The organism is Pseudomonas sp. B34(2017) (assembly GCF_002112915.1).
Taxonomy (GTDB): domain Bacteria; phylum Pseudomonadota; class Gammaproteobacteria; order Pseudomonadales; family Pseudomonadaceae; genus Aquipseudomonas; species Aquipseudomonas pharyngis.
In genome coordinates, this window is the sequence record NZ_NEJA01000001.1 from 382,995 (window position 1) to 398,018 (window position 15,024).

10 protein-coding genes and 1 pseudogene are annotated in these 15,024 nt (G+C 60.5%); 5 read left to right on the forward strand and 6 right to left on the reverse strand.

The genetic code is table 11. The annotated features are described in order from the left end of the window. Positions 1-208 precede the first annotated feature (208 nt). The gene (locus tag CAF80_RS01810; protein ID WP_085666753.1) at positions 209-1,531 is read left to right on the forward strand and encodes a putative porin; all 1,323 of its coding nucleotides are present in this window, start codon (positions 209-211) and stop codon (positions 1,529-1,531) included. A gap of 129 nt (positions 1,532-1,660) precedes the next feature. Here CAF80_RS01810 and CAF80_RS01815 read toward each other — a convergent pair whose 3' ends face one another. From CAF80_RS01815 to aceK, 5 genes are all read right to left on the reverse strand, one after another. Then, a complete protein-coding gene (locus tag CAF80_RS01815; protein ID WP_039772598.1) occupies positions 1,661-1,897 on the reverse strand; it encodes an anti-sigma factor in 237 nt (78 codons plus the stop codon). Next, a complete protein-coding gene (locus tag CAF80_RS01820; protein WP_064594197.1) occupies positions 1,891-2,502 on the reverse strand; it encodes an RNA polymerase sigma factor in 612 nt (203 codons plus the stop codon). Before CAF80_RS01820 ends, CAF80_RS01815 begins: the two co-directional genes overlap by 7 nt. A 135-nt stretch (positions 2,503-2,637) precedes the next feature. Beyond that, positions 2,638-3,759 (reverse strand): beta-ketoacyl-ACP synthase III, encoded by a 1,122-nt coding sequence (locus CAF80_RS01825; RefSeq protein ID WP_039772601.1) that lies wholly within the window; start codon positions 3,757-3,759, stop codon positions 2,638-2,640. Between the two features lie 318 nt (positions 3,760-4,077). Next, positions 4,078-7,989 carry an ATP-dependent RNA helicase HrpA gene (gene hrpA / locus CAF80_RS01830; RefSeq protein WP_085666754.1) on the reverse strand — a complete coding sequence of 1,304 codons (3,912 nt, stop codon included), beginning with the start codon at positions 7,987-7,989 and terminating at the stop codon, positions 4,078-4,080. A 135-nt stretch (positions 7,990-8,124) separates the two neighbouring features. Beyond that, positions 8,125-9,846, reverse strand: coding sequence for a bifunctional isocitrate dehydrogenase kinase/phosphatase (gene aceK / locus CAF80_RS01835; RefSeq protein WP_085666755.1), 1,722 nt, complete (start codon positions 9,844-9,846; stop codon positions 8,125-8,127). A gap of 405 nt (positions 9,847-10,251) precedes the next feature. Between aceK and CAF80_RS01840 the strand changes: the two genes are divergently transcribed. Beyond that, positions 10,252-11,877, forward strand: a complete 1,626-nt coding sequence (locus CAF80_RS01840; protein ID WP_085666756.1) for a methyl-accepting chemotaxis protein — start codon at positions 10,252-10,254, stop codon at positions 11,875-11,877. Positions 11,878-11,961: 84 nt separating this feature from the next. Next, positions 11,962-12,869 (forward strand): annotated as a pseudogene (locus CAF80_RS01845) (DMT family transporter). 57 nt (positions 12,870-12,926) lie between these two features. Here CAF80_RS01845 and CAF80_RS01850 read toward each other — a convergent pair. After that, complete coding sequence (locus tag CAF80_RS01850) at positions 12,927-13,790, reverse strand: DMT family transporter (protein WP_085666757.1); 864 nt, start codon at positions 13,788-13,790, stop codon at positions 12,927-12,929. A gap of 450 nt (positions 13,791-14,240) precedes the next feature. Here CAF80_RS01850 and CAF80_RS01855 point away from each other — a divergent pair, with 450 nt between their 5' ends. Both CAF80_RS01855 and CAF80_RS01860 read left to right on the forward strand, forming a co-directional pair. Further along, complete coding sequence (locus CAF80_RS01855) at positions 14,241-14,786, forward strand: hypothetical protein (protein ID WP_085666758.1); 546 nt, start codon at positions 14,241-14,243, stop codon at positions 14,784-14,786. Then, positions 14,783-14,983 carry a hypothetical protein gene (locus CAF80_RS01860; protein WP_074691111.1) on the forward strand — a complete coding sequence of 67 codons (201 nt, stop codon included), beginning with the start codon at positions 14,783-14,785 and terminating at the stop codon, positions 14,981-14,983. The genes CAF80_RS01855 and CAF80_RS01860 overlap by 4 nt, the downstream gene beginning before the upstream one ends. Positions 14,984-15,024 lie beyond the last annotated feature (41 nt).

The following is a 15,024-nucleotide window of genomic DNA, read 5'->3' on the forward strand; positions in this document are numbered from 1 at the left end:
ACGCGACAGCGCTCTAAATCAATAGTTCACGGCAGCTTTGTATCGTCATCAACCTGCCATCATCGTGCCACTGCTCTGTCATAAACCATCGCGATACTGGCGCCTGTTTTTAGAGCGCCGGGTTCTACCCGGACACTGTTTTCCGACCGTCAAACCGTCGGTTGTGCCCAGGATGGTTCAGCCATCCCCTTCATCTTCGGAGATTGCTATGCGTCTTGCTTCCACGAAAACTGCGGCGGCCCTGTGCGGTGGCCTGTTGCTGGCCATGAGTGTTCCGGCCAGTGCCGCAGTCGACGCCAAACTGCTCGACATGCTCAAGGCTAACGGTTCGATTTCCCAGGCGCAGTACGTAGAACTGCAAACCGAACTGGCCAAGGATCAGAAGGCCCAGCAAATCGCGCGGCAGGCGCAGCAGGAGACCAACGAGCAAATCGCGGCGACCGCGAAGAAAACCAACGAACTCAGCAGTTTCGACCAGAAACTGGCCTGGGCCGCCAAGACCCAGTTCAAGGGTGACGTGCGTATCCGTCAGGAAACCATCAAGATCGATGGCGAGCCGAACAACGGCGGCCGCGACAAGGATCGCCAGCGCATCCGTGCCCGTCTGGGTGCGTACACCGAGATCAACCCGCAAGTCGACACCGGCATCCGTATCGCCACCGGCGGCGGCGACGACGCCCGTTCGACCAACCAGGACCAGGACAATTACTTCGACAAGAAGCAAATCTGGCTCGACCTGGGCTACATCGACTACCACCCGGATCAGATCAAGAACCTGCACATCATCGGCGGCAAAATGCTGCAACCGTGGGTGAGCATGGGCGACGTGATCTGGGACAGCGACATCAACCCGGAAGGTCTGGCCGTTACCTACAAGTATCCGTTGGGCAGCAGCGTCGAGCTGTTCGGCAGCCTGGGCAACTACAACCTCAAGGACAACGTCGACGGCGACGGCGTGCAATTCCGTCACGACCTGCGCCTGACCGCCGGCCAGTTGGGCAGCCGCTTCGCCATCACCGACAACCTGAAACTGACCCTGGGCGGCAGCGTCTACGCCTACCAGAACGACGAAGACAGCCGTTGCACCGGCACTTCCACGCCGTGCGCCCTGGCCGTCAACGGTAACTCGGCAGACAACGAATTCCGTCTGTACGAAGGCTTCAGCCAGGTCGACATCGGCGGCCTGCCAATGCCGCTGTCGTTCTACGGTCAGTACGTGAAGAACAACGATGCAGTGACCGATCAGGACACCGCGTGGCTGGTAGGTGCCAAGTCGAAAGTCTTCGGCCTGAACCTCGACTACAACTATCGTGACGTGCAGCGCAACGCGGTGGTCGGCGCCTTCACCGATTCGGACTTCGCCAACGGCACAACCGGTTCCCGTGGCCACAAGTTCAAGGTCGGCTACGACATCGACAAGAACTTCGCCATCGGTGCGACTTACTTCCTGACCAAGGCCGACTTCTCCAGCCGTACCCAGCGTGATGCAGACACCAACACCCTGCAGCTGGACGCGGAAGCGAAGTTCTAAGCAACCCGGCAACAGACTTCAAACGATGGGTTGTACATCCGGTTCCATCGTTTGAAGCGGCTTCAACAGACTGGCGCGGCCGCAGCGATCCCCATCATCCGTTCGCTGCGGTCGCGCCAGGCTGTGTTTTCAGGGACTGTCCTTGCGCCGCAGCGCTGCCAGCTGCTCTGCCAACGCGTCCACGCCCTCTTCAGGCTTTTGCGGCATCGCTCGCAACGTCGCCTGCATCAAACGCATCTGGCGAATGAACCGCCGGCAATTGCGGCAGAACATCAGGTGATGACGCACCATCAACTTCTCGCGAAAGCTCAACTGGCCATCGAGATAATCGCTGGATCGCGCCACTTGCTCCTTGCAGGTCAACATTCTCCCGTCTCCTCAAAATGCTCCACGGTCGCAAAGACCTTCAAGCGTGCCCGATGCAGCAACACGCGGACATTGGAGAGCGAGATCTCCAGAAGATTACAGATCTCCTCCAGCTCCAGCCCCTGACGCTCGCGCAGCGTGAGCACACTGCTCTGAAGTTCGGAGAGACTGAGCAACGTATGCTCCAGGCATTCACGCAACTCGCCTTCTGTCAGCAACGCTTCGGGCGTGTCCTGGTGCCAGGCGAACGGTGCGACAAGCCAGTGCCCGTCGCCGGGAGAGAAACGATTGTCGTCGATGGTGCCGTGGGGGGACGGCAGATCATCCAGCAACACTTCGCGACGATTGAGTTTGTAGCGGCTCTTGGCCGAGTTGGCGGTGATGGTCAGCAGCCAGGTCTTGAGACTGGAGCGCCCCTCGAAACGGCCGATATTGCGTACCACCGACAGCCAGGCATCCTGCACCACTTCCTCGACATGGCGCTGGCCGACAATCGCGTAGGCCACCGCGCGCATGGGGCTTTGATAGGTGCTGACCAGTTCCTTGAAGGCTTTCTGTTCACCTGCCAACAACCGCTCGAGCAGTTGTGTGTCGTCAACCGCCATCCATCAATCCCCTTTTCCTGACTCCGAAAATGATAGCGGCAGGATCTCTCCTGCCGCCAGTTTCGAAAATTACAGCGTTCGCGCCGATTCGGATGTAGGAAACGTCAGCGCGATTAAGAGGAAATGAACTCGCTCTTAGCGTTTACGCAGAATCACGCTACCAATCGAGTAACCGGCACCGAACGAACTCAGCACCGCCAGCGAACCGGCCGCCAGATCGTCCTGATATTTGTGGAACGCGATCACGGAACCGGCGGAGCTGGTGTTGGCGTAGGTGTCGAGAATCACCGGGGCTTCTTCTTCGGTGGCCTCGCGGCCCAGCAACTTGCGCACGATCAGGTGGTTCATGCTCAGGTTGGCCTGGTGCAGCCAGAAGCGCTTCACGTCACCGACGTTGAGCTTGTTCTCTTCCAGATGTTCGCCGATCAGTTCGGCGACCATCGGGCAGACATCCTTGAACACCTTGCGGCCTTCCTGCACGAACAGTTTGTCGCGGGCGCCGATGCCCTCTTCCGCCGCGCGATTGAGGAAGCCGAAGTTGTTGCGGATGTTGTTGGAAAACTTGGTCAGCAGTTTGGTGCTGACCACGTCGAATTGGTGCTTGGAGGTGGCCAGATCGGCGCGCTCGATAATCACGGCGGTGGCCGCGTCACCGAAGATGAAGTGGCTGTCGCGGTCACGGAAGTTCAGGTGACCGGTGCAGACTTCCGGGTTGACCATCAGGATCGCCCGGGCCTGACCCAGTTGCACGGTGTTGGCCGCTTGCTGGATGCCGAAGGTCGCCGACGAGCAGGCCACGTTCATGTCGAAACCGAAACCCTGGATGCCCAGCGCTTCCTGGACTTCGATGGCGATGGCCGGGTAGGCGCGCTGCAGGTTGGAGCAGGCGACAATCACGCCGTCGATGTCGGCGGCGGTTTTGCCGGCACGTTGCAGGGCTTGTTCGGCAGCGCCGATGGCCATCTGGCAGAGCACCGACCATTCGTCGTTGGAACGCTCCGGCAGGCGTGGCGCCATGCGCGCAGGGTCGAGGATGCCGTCCTTGTCCATGACAAAGCGGCTCTTGATGCCGGAAGCTTTTTCGATGAACGCGGCGCTGGACTCGGTCAGGGCCTGGACTTCGCCGTTGGCGATGGCTTCGGCGTTGTCCGCATTGAACTGGGCGACGTAGGTATTGAAAGACTGCACCAGCTCTTCGTTGGAGATGCTGTTGGCCGGGGTGTACAGGCCGGTGCCGCTGATGACGACGTTATGCATGGTCGTTTCTCTAATCTGTTCAGGCAGAAAGTGCTGGCACCGACGTGCCAACACGCAAAGGGTCCATTCCCGTATCAGGGACGCAAAAACCTGGCATCGCTTTATTCCGACCTCGCCCGCAGTTGAGAAGGCTCAAAACCGCGGGGCCGGCGTTTATAGGCGCGAAGTTTGCCATAAACCTTGGCTTTTGGCGCCTTTTGCTGATCGTTCCCACGCTCCGCGTGGGAATGCAGCCAGGGACGCTCCGCGTCCCAAAAACGGACGCAGAGCGTCCGGGGAAGCGCTACCACGCAGAGCGTGGGAGCGATCAGGCACTCGCTAGGGTTCCACCTGCGTCCATTGCTTGTTGAGCCGCTTGTCGGAGATCGGTACTTTCGTCCCCAACTGCTGGGCGAACAGCGAAACCCGGTACTCCTCCAGCCACCAGCGATACAGCTCAAGCTGCGGATCGCGCTTGCCTTCCTGGGCATGCTTGGCAGCGCGGGTCTGGTATTGCGTCCAGAGCCCGGCAAGCTCGCCGCTCCAGACCCGATCCTTCTGCACCTGCGCGCCCAGCTTCTCGAAACGCTGCTCGACCGCTTTCAGGTAACGCGGCAACTCCTTGAGCCAGAGCATCGGCGTTTCGCGGACGAAGCCCGGATACACCAGATGGCTGAGCTGCTGCTTGATGTCGTTGAGCGCCACGGCCTGAGCCAGATCGATCTTGCCCTTGAAGCGTTTTTGCAGACCGTGCCAGAGCTTGAGGATTTCCAGCGTCAGGCGTGCCACGCGCTCGGCGTGTTCGGTCCAGCTGCCGCGCTTGCGCTCGGCCAGTGCCGCCAGACCTGCGCCATCACGCGGCAACGGGTCTTCGCCCTCGAGAATGCAGCTGTCGAGGCTGGCCAACAGAATGTCTTCGACCAGCGCATCGACCCGCCCCAGTTCGCGGTACAGCAGGCCCAGTTCGGTCAGGCCCGGCAACTTGCCGCGCAGGAACTTCGCCGGTTCGGCCAGTTGCTGCAGCAGCAGACGTTGCAAGGCGCGGCGATGCTGGAACTCGGCTTCGGCCGGTGTCGAGAAACGACCTTCCTTGACCGTGCCGCCCTCCTCCACCAGCGCCGGATAGACCGTCATCGACAGCCCGGCAATCTTCTGCTGAGTCTTTTCCGCCACCGGCGCGAAGACCTTGGCCTCCACCGGTTGCTGGCTTTTCGCACTTTGCGGCACCGCCAGTGCGGCCTGGCTGGCTTCGGCGAAACGTGCAGTGAGTTCGGCCAGATCCCGGCCTTCGCCAAGGAACTTGCCCTGGCCGTCGACGATTTCCAGGTTCATCCGCAGGTGGCTTTCGACCTGCTGCGCCGCTTCGGCCCAGGCTTCATCGCTGACCCGCGCGCCGGTCATGCGCAGCAGTTCGCGACCCAGCGCTTGCGGCAACGAACCTTCGGCGAAGGTCATGCGTTGCAGCGCGGCCTTGATGAAGTCCGGCACCGGCACGAAGTTTTTTCGCAAAGCCTTGGGCAGGTTGCGCACCAGCGCGATGCACTTGGCCTCGATCAGTCCCGGCACCAGCCATTCCAGGCGTTCCGGCGGCAGCATCGGCAACAGCGGCGCCGGCACACGCAGGGTCACACCGTCGCGCGGGTGATTCGGTTCGAAGTGGTAACTCAGGGCCAGTTCCAGATCGCCGATGTGCAGCGTGTCAGGATAATGCTGGGCGGTGACTTCGCTGGCTTCGCGGGCCAGCACGTCTTCCTCGCGCATGATCAGCAGTTGCGGATCTTTCTGGCTGTTGACCCGATACCAGCTGTCGAACGTCGCGGTCTGGTGGATCTCCGCCGGCAGTCGCGCGTCGTAGAACGCGTAGAGGGTTTCCTCGTCGGCCAGAATGTCCCGACGACGAGCCTTGGCTTCCAGTTCGTCGAGTTGTTCGAGCAATTGCTTGTTGGCAGTCAGGCATTTGGCCCGGGACTGAATCTCGCCGCGCACCAGGCCTTCGCGGATGAACAGTTCTCGCGAGACCACCGGGTCCACCGGCCCGTAATGCACCGGCCGGCGACCGACCACGATCAGGCCGAACAGGGTGATCTGTTCGAACGCCACAACCTGCCCGCGCTTCTTCTCCCAGTGCGGTTCGAAGTGGTTTTTCTTGATCAGGTGCCCGGCCAGCGGCTCGATCCAGTCGGCGTCGATCTTCGCCACCATCCGCGCATAAAGCTTGGTGGTTTCCACCAGTTCGGCGGTCATCACCCACTGCGGGCGTTTCTTGCCGATGCCCGACGACGGGTGAATCCAGAACCGCCGCTGACGGGCGCCAAGGTAATCGCCGTCCTCGGTTTTCTGGCCGATCTGGCTGAGCAGGCCGACCAGCACCGCTTTGTGCAGCTTCGGATAATCCGCCGGTTCTTTGTTCAGGCTCAGCTGCAAGTCGCGGCAGATCAGGCTCAACTGACGGTGGGAATCGCGCCACTCGCGCAGGCGCAGGTAGTTGAGGAAATTCTTGCGGCACCAGTTGCGCAGCGGGCTGGCGGTCAGCGCCTGGCGCTGCTCTTCAAAACCGCGCCACAGATTGACCAGCCCGGCGAAGTCCGAATCGGCGTCCTTCCACTGAGCGTGGGCCTGGTCAGCGGCCTGCTGACGCTCCGGCGGACGCTCGCGCGGGTCCTGAATCGACATGGCACTGGCGACGATCAGCACTTCCTGCAGACTGCCGAGTTTTGCCGCTTCAAGCAGCATGCGGCCCATGCGCGGGTCCACCGGCAGGCGCGCCAGCTGGCGGCCGAGCGGGGTCAGTTGACTGTTGCGATCCACCGCCGAGAGTTCTTGCAGCAGGTTGAAACCGTCGCTGATCGCCTTGCCGTCCGGCGGCTCGATAAACGGGAAATCGGTGATCTCGCCGAGACGCAGATGGAGCATCTGCAGGATTACCGCCGCAAGGTTGGTGCGCAGGATTTCCGGGTCGGTAAATTCCGGACGACCGAGGAAATCCTCTTCGCTGTACAGGCGCACGCAGATACCCGGCTCGACCCGGCCGCAGCGACCTTTACGCTGGTTGGCGCTGGCCTGGGAAATCGCTTCGATCGGCAGCCGCTGGACCTTGGCGCGATAGCTGTAGCGGCTGATGCGCGCGGTGCCGCTGTCGATCACGTAACGGATGCCCGGCACGGTCAGCGAGGTTTCGGCAACGTTGGTCGCCAGCACCACACGACGGCCGGGGTGCGACTGGAAAATCCGCTGCTGCTCGGCCGGTGACAGGCGAGCGTAAAGCGGCAGGATTTCGGTGTGTTTGATCTGGGCCTTGCGCAGCATGTCGGCGGCGTCGCGAATCTCGCGCTCGCCGGGCAGGAACACCAGCACATCGCCGGGGCTGCGGCGTTCGCTACGCTCGTACGCGGCGATTTCATCGAGGGTGGCGAGGATTGCCTGATCGACGGTCAGGTCGTCTTCGACACGGTTGCCCTCTTCGTCCTGCTCAAGCGTCAGCGGGCGATACCAGGTTTCAACCGGGAAGGTACGGCCGGACACTTCGACAATCGGCGCATCGTCGAAATGCTTGGAGAAACGCTCCAGATCGATGGTCGCCGAGGTGATGATGACTTTCAGATCCGGGCGACGCGGCAGCAGGGTTTTCAGGTAACCGAGCAGGAAGTCGATGTTGAGGCTGCGTTCGTGGGCTTCGTCGACGATGATCGTGTCGTAGCGTTCGAGGTAGCGATCGTTCTGGGTTTCCGCCAGCAGGATGCCGTCGGTCATCAGTTTGATCAGGGTGTTCGAATCGCTTTGGTCTTCGAAGCGCACCTGATAACCGACCAGCGCGCCCAGCGGCGTGCCGAGTTCTTCAGCGACCCGGCTGGCCACGCTGCGCGCTGCGATCCGCCGAGGCTGGGTGTGGCCGATCAAACCGTGCTGGCCGCGACCGATTTCCAGGCAGATTTTCGGCAACTGGGTGGTTTTGCCCGAGCCGGTTTCACCGGCGATGATCAGCACCTGATGCTTTTCCAGGGCCTTCTTGATTTCGTCACGCTTGGCCGCAATCGGCAGGCTGTCGTCGTAACGGATCACCGGCAGGCTGGCCTTGCGCGCCAGCACCTGATCGCAGGACGCCTGCATGCGCGCCACCCACTGGGCCAGCTTGGCCTCGTCGGGTTTCTTGCGCAGCTCAAGCAACTGCCGCCGCAGCCGGTGGCGGTCGGCGAGCATGGCGTGATCGAGGTTTTTCAGCAGTTTGTCGATGGAGGGCGATTCGTCGGTCATCGGGTACGCAATTCGGTCGTCTAGTGGCGCAAGGACGCGATTGTCGCAGAAAAGCAGCTACAAGCGGCAAGCTACAAGCCGCAAGTTGAATGCGGTCTTTGACTTGAGGCTTGTAGCTTGCGGCTCGCGGCTGCTTTATTCGTTATCAAGGCCCTTTCGCCGATATGGAAAGACATCGATGACTTTCCCCGCCCGAATCGCCTCCTGCAATCCCTTCCAGTAATCGGCGTTGTACAACTCGCCATGCAGCTGATCGAACAGCTTGCGCTGCGCTGCATCGGCAAACAGGAACGGCGGAAATTCCTCCGGAAACACATCCAGAGGCCCGATCGAATACCAAGGCTCGGAGGCCATTTCGTCCTCCGGCGTGCGCGGTGCCGGGATGTGGCGAAAGTTGGCTTCGGTGAGGAAGCAGATCTCGTCATAGTCGTAAAACACCACCCGTCCATGGCGGGTGACGCCGAAGTTCTTCAGCAGCATGTCGCCGGGAAAGATGTTGGCCGCCGCCAGTTGCTTGATCGCCAGGCCGTAATCCTCCAGCGCTTCGCGCACCTGGGCTTCGTTGGCGTTGTCCAGGTAAAGGTTAAGCGGGGTCATCCGGCGCTCGGTCCAGCAGTGACGGATCAGCACGGTTTCACCTTCCAGCGACACCGTGGACGGCGCGACTTCCAGCAGCTCCGCCAGGCACGCCGGCTCGAATTTGCTCAGGGGAAAACGGAAGTCGGCGAATTCCTGGGTATCGGCCATGCGCCCTACCCGGTCGACGCTTTTCACCAATCGATACTTCTCGATCACCGTGGCGCGGTCGACGTTTTTCGACGGCGAGAACCTGTCCTTGATGATCTTGAACACGGTGTTGAAGCCCGGCAGCGTGAACACGCTCATGACCATGCCGCGCACGCCCGGCGCCATGATGAACTGGTCATCGGTGTTGGCCAGGTGGTTGATCAGGGCGCGGTAGAACTCGGATTTGCCGTGCTTGTAGAAACCGATCGAGGTGTACAGCTCGGCGATGTGCTTGCCCGGCAGGATGCGTTTGAGGAAGCCAATGAACTCCGCCGGCACCGGCACATCCACCATGAAATACGAACGGGTGAAGGAGAAGATGATCGACACCTCCGCTTCGTCGGTGATCAATGCGTCGATCTGAATCCCGCGCCCTTCGCGGTGCAGCAGCGGAATCACCAGCGGCCACTGATCGTCGTTGGTGTAGATCCGCCCGACCAGGTACGCGCCCTTGTTGCGGTACAGCACCGAGGAAAACAGCTCGACGCTCAGTTCCGGGTCCTTGCACACCCAGTCCGGCAGGTTCTCGCGCAGTTGCGCTTCCAGACGCTGCAAGTCGCCGGGCAAATCGGCGTAGGCCTCGCTGAAGCGATAATCGGCAAAGATGCTCGCGAGCATGGCCGAAATCTGCCCTTGCGGCTTATAGGTGCGGGTCTGTGCGGCCCGGGCCCGGCGCAGGCTCGGGCGCGTGGTGTGGATGAACATGCAGCCGTCGCTGATCAGGTCGTGGCTGAACAGGCCGCAGAAAATCGAGTTGTACCAGGTCTCGGACAGTTCATCGTCGAAGCGCAGGTCGATGATGCTGATGTAGGCGCTTTTCACCAGCGGCCAGCAGGTGACGTCCATCAAGGTGTCCGGCTCGAAGTACTCGCGCAGACGGGCGACGGTTTCACCGACCTTTTCTTCGTAGAGGTTGATCCGCGCCGCCGACGCCGTTTGCGTGTCCTGCCAGCGGGCCTGCTCGAAGCGCTCCCGGGCGCCGTCGGTGATCCGCCGGAAATGCTCGCGGTAATCGTCAAAGCCATCGAGGATCAGACGGGCGATGTCGGTGGCTGGCCATTGCTGCGGCATAGATGAGACCTCTGCGGGAATTGGAGAATCTGTGCTCGAAGGCCTGAGCTTAGCCACGGAAGCGGGCGCAGGAGAAGCGCAATTTCTGCCAAATGCTCTTGCGGGTTGTACAGCGACACAGTTTTTATCAAAGTTTTTTTAATCGACCGTTCGGTCAATAAACGTCTTTCAGGTTCTCCTCACCGTTGAGCGCCAGCCCGCGATTTGTCTGGGTTTCGGATCCAATTAAGTAGCCACATCTCTAGCCTGCGCTTTTGCCCGGCTTGTCATGCCTGTGCATTCAATCCAGCGACTGGCCTTACCAAGATAGTGGCACTTTGATATACACCCCGCCATCACCCGCCTCACAACAAGATCCTCGGCCCACGAGGACGACCTCTCCCCCAATCCCCAAGGAGCACATTGATGTCTATCCGGAATCTGCGCATCGGTTTGCGCGCCAGTTTGTGTTTTGCCGTTCTGGCCTGTCTGCTGCTGGTGGTCGGCCTGTTTGGTCTGGGCCAGATGAAAACCTTGCGCGAGAGCGCGGCGGTGATCGAGGAATCGTGGATGCCCAGCATCGAAAGCATCCATGACGCAGCGGCGAACATTGCCAGTATTCGTCTCGAATCCCTGCGCCTGATCACCAGTACTCAGGCTGCCGTTCGCGAACGCAGCAAGGGCCTTCTCACGGCGCAACGTCAGGAATTGCTCAAGCGCCTCGACGATCACAAGGCCCTGATTGCCAACGATCAGGAACGGGCGATGCTGGAAGGCTTGGGCGCCGACACCGCCAAGTACCTGAGCATCCTCGACCAGATCATCAAACAGCTTGATGCCGGACAAAACGAACAAGCCTACGCGCGCCTGAGCACTGAACTGGCGCCCCAGGGCACGGTGCTCGACAAGACGCTGGAGCAAATGATCAGCCTCAATCAGCAAGGTGCGGATGCCGCCGCCAAGTCCGCGGCGGCGATGTACCAGCAGGCGCTGTGGATCGTCGCCACGATCATCGTCATCGCCCTGATTGCCACGTTGTTGCTGGCCTGGTTGCTGACACGCAGCATCACCACGCCGATCAATCAGGCGCTGAACGTCGCACGGCGGATTGCTTCGGGAGACCTCAGCGGTCGCATCGACAGCGACGGTCGTGATGAAGCGGCGCAGTTGCTCACGGCTCTGGCCGAGATGCAGGGCAATCTGCGTTCGACCATTCGCGGCATCAGCGAGTCGGCCCAGCAACTGGCCTCCGCCGCCGAGGAAATGAGTTCGGTGATGGAACAGAGCACCCGCGGCCTGCAACAGCAAAATGACCAGATCGAGCAGGCCGCCACGGCGGTCACCGAGATGAGCACGGCGGTGGATGAAGTGGCCGCCAATGCGGTGTCCAGTGCCCAGGCCTCCGAAGCGTCGAACGAGGACAGCAAGCACGGGCATGTGCAGGTCAGCGAGACCATCAGCTCGATTCAGGAACTGTTCAGCGCGGTGCTCGGCGCATCCGAACAGGCCGAGGGCCTTGCGACTCAGGCTCAAGACATCAGCAAGGTGCTGGAGGTGATTCGCGGCATCGCCGGGCAGACCAACCTGCTGGCTCTGAACGCTGCGATTGAAGCCGCGCGCGCCGGCGAGGCCGGACGTGGCTTCGCAGTGGTTGCCGATGAAGTCCGTTCGCTGGCCCAGCGCACGCAGAACTCCACCGAAGAAATCGAGCTGATGATCAGCAGCATTCAGCAAGGCACCAGTGCCACCGTCGGCGCCTTGCAAAACAGCGCCGAGCAGGCCAGCCACACCCTGCGCCGGGCCAACAGCGCCGGCCAGGCTCTGGAGAAAATCACCGCGTCGATTTCGCAGATCAACCAGCGCAACCTGGTGATCGCCAGCGCCGCCGAGCAGCAGGCGCTGGTGGCCCGGGAAGTCGACGAAAACCTGGTGACCATCCGCGATCTGTCGACCCAGACTGCTGCCGGCGCCACCCAGACGTCTGCCGCCAGTCAGGAACTGTCGCGCCTGGCCGTCGACCTGAACGCACTGGTCACGCGCTTCGTGATCTGATCAGACAATTAAATGCCCGATTAGCGGTTGCCATCGCCGGGGCCCTCGGCAACACTCTCGTCCCGATCAAGGAAGGAGTGGCCCGTGAGCCCTGTCGATATTTTCCGCATGTTGTCGCTGGCTGCCATCTGGGGCGCGAGCTTCCTGTTCATGCGCATCATCGCTCCCGCGATCGGTACGGTTCCGACCGGATTCTTCCGCGTTTCAATCGCCGCCGTCGGCTTGCTGGTGATCCTCGGGCTGATGCGCATCAGCTGGGATTTCAAAGGCAAGCTCAAGACTGTGATGTTGCTCGGCGTGATCAACTCCGGCGTGCCGGCGACGCTGTATTCGGTCGCCGCCCAGGTGCTTCCGGCCGGGTACTCCGCAATCTTCAATGCCACCACGCCGTTGATGGGCGTGTTGATCGGCGGGTTGTTCTTCAGTGAAAAACTCACGCTGGCCAAACTCGCCGGGGTGTTCCTCGGCCTGCTCGGGGTGGGCGTGCTGACCCGCGCCGGCCCGGTCGCGTTCGATCTGCACCTGCTGATGGGCGCGGTCGCCTGCCTGCTCGCGACCACCTGCTACGGCTTCGCCGGGTTTCTCGCCCGACGCTGGCTGGATCAGGCCGGCGGGCTCGACAGTCGTCTGTCGGCGCTGGGCAGCATGCTCGGTGCGACCCTGTTTCTGTTGCCGCTGTTCGGTTACAGCGTCATCACTGCGCCGCCGGTGAGCTGGGGTGGCTGGAATGTCTGGCTGTCGCTGTTGGGCCTTGGGCTGGGCTGCACTGCGTTTGCCTACATCATTTACTTCCGCCTGCTGAGTTCCATCGGGCCGGTGAAATCGATGACCGTGACCTTCATGATTCCGCCATTCGGCGTATTGTGGGGGCGCTGTTTCTCGATGAGCCGCTGTCGATGGCCCACTTGTATGGCGGGGTATTGATCGCCATTGCGCTGTGGCTGGTGCTGAAACCCGCTGTGGTGAAACCGGCAGAAATCGCCACTCGCTGATTCACAGATGCACAAAGGCCCGGGAGTTTCCTCCCGGGCCTTTTTCATGCGCGGCTATTAGGCCGATTTACGGAACACGAACACCAGACCGACGATGATCAACAGCATCCCCAGCACGCTCAACGCCGCCAGGCGATTGCCGAAGATCAAGTAGTCCATCACCGCCGTCACGGCCGGCACCAGATAGAACAGACTTGTGACATTGACCAGATTGCCCCGGGCGATCAGCCGGTACAGCAGCAACGTCGCCAGCACGGAAACCACCAGCCCCATCCACAACACCGGCACGATGAAACCGGCACTGTGCTCGAAGTGGAACGGCTGAAACGGCACGAAAACCCCGCACAGCAACAGACCCGCCAGATACTGCACCGGCAGCGTGCCGAGGGGATTGTCGGTGATGCGCTTCTGCATGATCGAGCCGAAGGTCATGCTCGCCAGCGCCAGCAGCCCGAACAGCATTCCCGCCAGCGACATCCCGGCCAGACCGATGCCCTGGTAAACCACCATGATCAACCCGGCCAATCCCAACGCCAGCCCAAACATCCGGCTCGCCGAGCGCTGCCGCTCCATGATCACCACCGTGAGAATCGGCTGCACGCCCATGATGGTCGCCATCACTCCGGGCGTGACTTTTAGATCCAGCGCCAGCAGATAGAAGATCTGATAAGCCCCCAACAGCACCACCCCGGTGGCCATCGCATACAGCATCGGCTTGCCGCCCTTGGGCAGTTTCAACTTGAGCAACGGTGCCAGCAGCACCAACCCGCACAGGGCAATCACAAAACGGATCAGCAGAAAGGCAAAAGGCGAAGCGTGGGCCAGCCCCCACTTGGAGAAGATCGCCCCGCTGCTCCACAGCAGAACGAACAGGCTCGTGGACGCCGCCGCGAGCGCGGATTTTTTCGAAAGGACAAACATGAATACCACCTGTAGTCAGGCAAATAGCCAATTCAGCCGAAGCTGAAATTCAGTAGGTTTTTTCAGGCGGGCACAGGGGTCAGCAGCAAACGCTGATCAGCCCGAAACACCAACGCCCGGCGGTGATACGACTGCGCACACCGGCGTGCTACTGACAGGTGGAGGGTAATGACTGATCTGCACAGGCTGCTGATTCCCGCACGGCACGACGCCAGCGTTGACCGCTGAATCGACTACCGCGTTGATGAGGGATGCAGGCATCTGGGCTGATCTTTTTTGAAGGGTTGAAAGGTGAGTCATACGACTCACGAGCGCCGACTATAACCAGCCCGCGACATGGATTGCAACGACTTGGACAAAGGGCCAGTAGCGACAGGCAGGAGGCAGGCGCATAGGCTCGTTTGCAATTGCAACGACCATTGATGGGGGACATGGAATGCGCGAGATCATATGCCAAGGGAACGGAATCATCTGCGGTATCAGTTGTACAAATCGCAAGCCAGGAAGCTTGCCCGCCTTGCCACGACTCAACTCCAGATTGATCTGGAGATGGCCGGTCCCACAACGCTTGACCTTTCGAAAGTACGTTTCGAACCCATCGACTCGTTGGCGCTGAGTGCTTTTGAGTGTTGGGAGAGCCCGCATTTTTCATGGGAAGAAGTCATTGGATGGAAAGCGTGCGAACCTCTCGCTCTCGACATCGCAATCTGGTTTGAATCTGAACTGTGCGGACTTTGCTTCGCCAACCCGAATAAAAGTCGCCAACGCATCCGAATCGTACGACTGGAGGGGCGGCCAAGAGAAACACATCCATTGAAAAACCGTGTTGCACCGCTATCCGTTCTGGCAATTGAGCAATACGCCCGCATCATTGGCAGTAGCTTGATCGAGGCTCAAGAACCATTCCAGGGAGCAATACCAATTTACGAACAACTCGGCTTCGGTTTGGATAACGAGGGTCGCCTTGTCAAAACAGTAGGGAGCCTAGTATTGTGAAAAACGCTCAAATATTGATCAACCACGGTGTGAATATGCGCAAAGAAATAAAAAAATCCCCCAGAAAGAAAAAAGCGCATGCAATAAGGGGTGAATCTGATCCGGCGGTTCTGACAGCCAGTCAAAGACGGCTCTTACAGATCATTGCAACCGGCACCGCTATCGATGAACCAAGCTTACTTGCTGGCCGTCCCTGATTCCGAAAACAAAAAACCGCTCAAACGAGCGGTTTTTTATG

Excerpts from the sequence above, each read along its gene's own strand:
- CAF80_RS01825 (WP_039772601.1), bottom strand. The coding sequence starts at position 3,759 with ATGCATAACGTCGTCATCAGCGGCACCGGCCTGTACACCCCGGCCAAC.
- CAF80_RS01820 (WP_064594197.1), bottom strand. The coding sequence starts at position 2,502 with ATGGCGGTTGACGACACACAACTGCTCGAGCGGTTGTTGGCAGGTGAA.
- hrpA (WP_085666754.1), bottom strand. The coding sequence starts at position 7,989 with ATGACCGACGAATCGCCCTCCATCGACAAACTGCTGAAAAACCTCGAT.
- CAF80_RS01850 (WP_085666757.1), bottom strand. The coding sequence starts at position 13,790 with ATGTTTGTCCTTTCGAAAAAATCCGCGCTCGCGGCGGCGTCCACGAGC.
- CAF80_RS01815 (WP_039772598.1), bottom strand. The coding sequence starts at position 1,897 with ATGTTGACCTGCAAGGAGCAAGTGGCGCGATCCAGCGATTATCTCGAT.
- CAF80_RS01855 (WP_085666758.1), top strand. The coding sequence starts at position 14,241 with ATGCCAAGGGAACGGAATCATCTGCGGTATCAGTTGTACAAATCGCAA.
- CAF80_RS01810 (WP_085666753.1), top strand. The coding sequence starts at position 209 with ATGCGTCTTGCTTCCACGAAAACTGCGGCGGCCCTGTGCGGTGGCCTG.
- aceK (WP_085666755.1), bottom strand. The coding sequence starts at position 9,846 with ATGCCGCAGCAATGGCCAGCCACCGACATCGCCCGTCTGATCCTCGAT.
- CAF80_RS01840 (WP_085666756.1), top strand. The coding sequence starts at position 10,252 with ATGTCTATCCGGAATCTGCGCATCGGTTTGCGCGCCAGTTTGTGTTTT.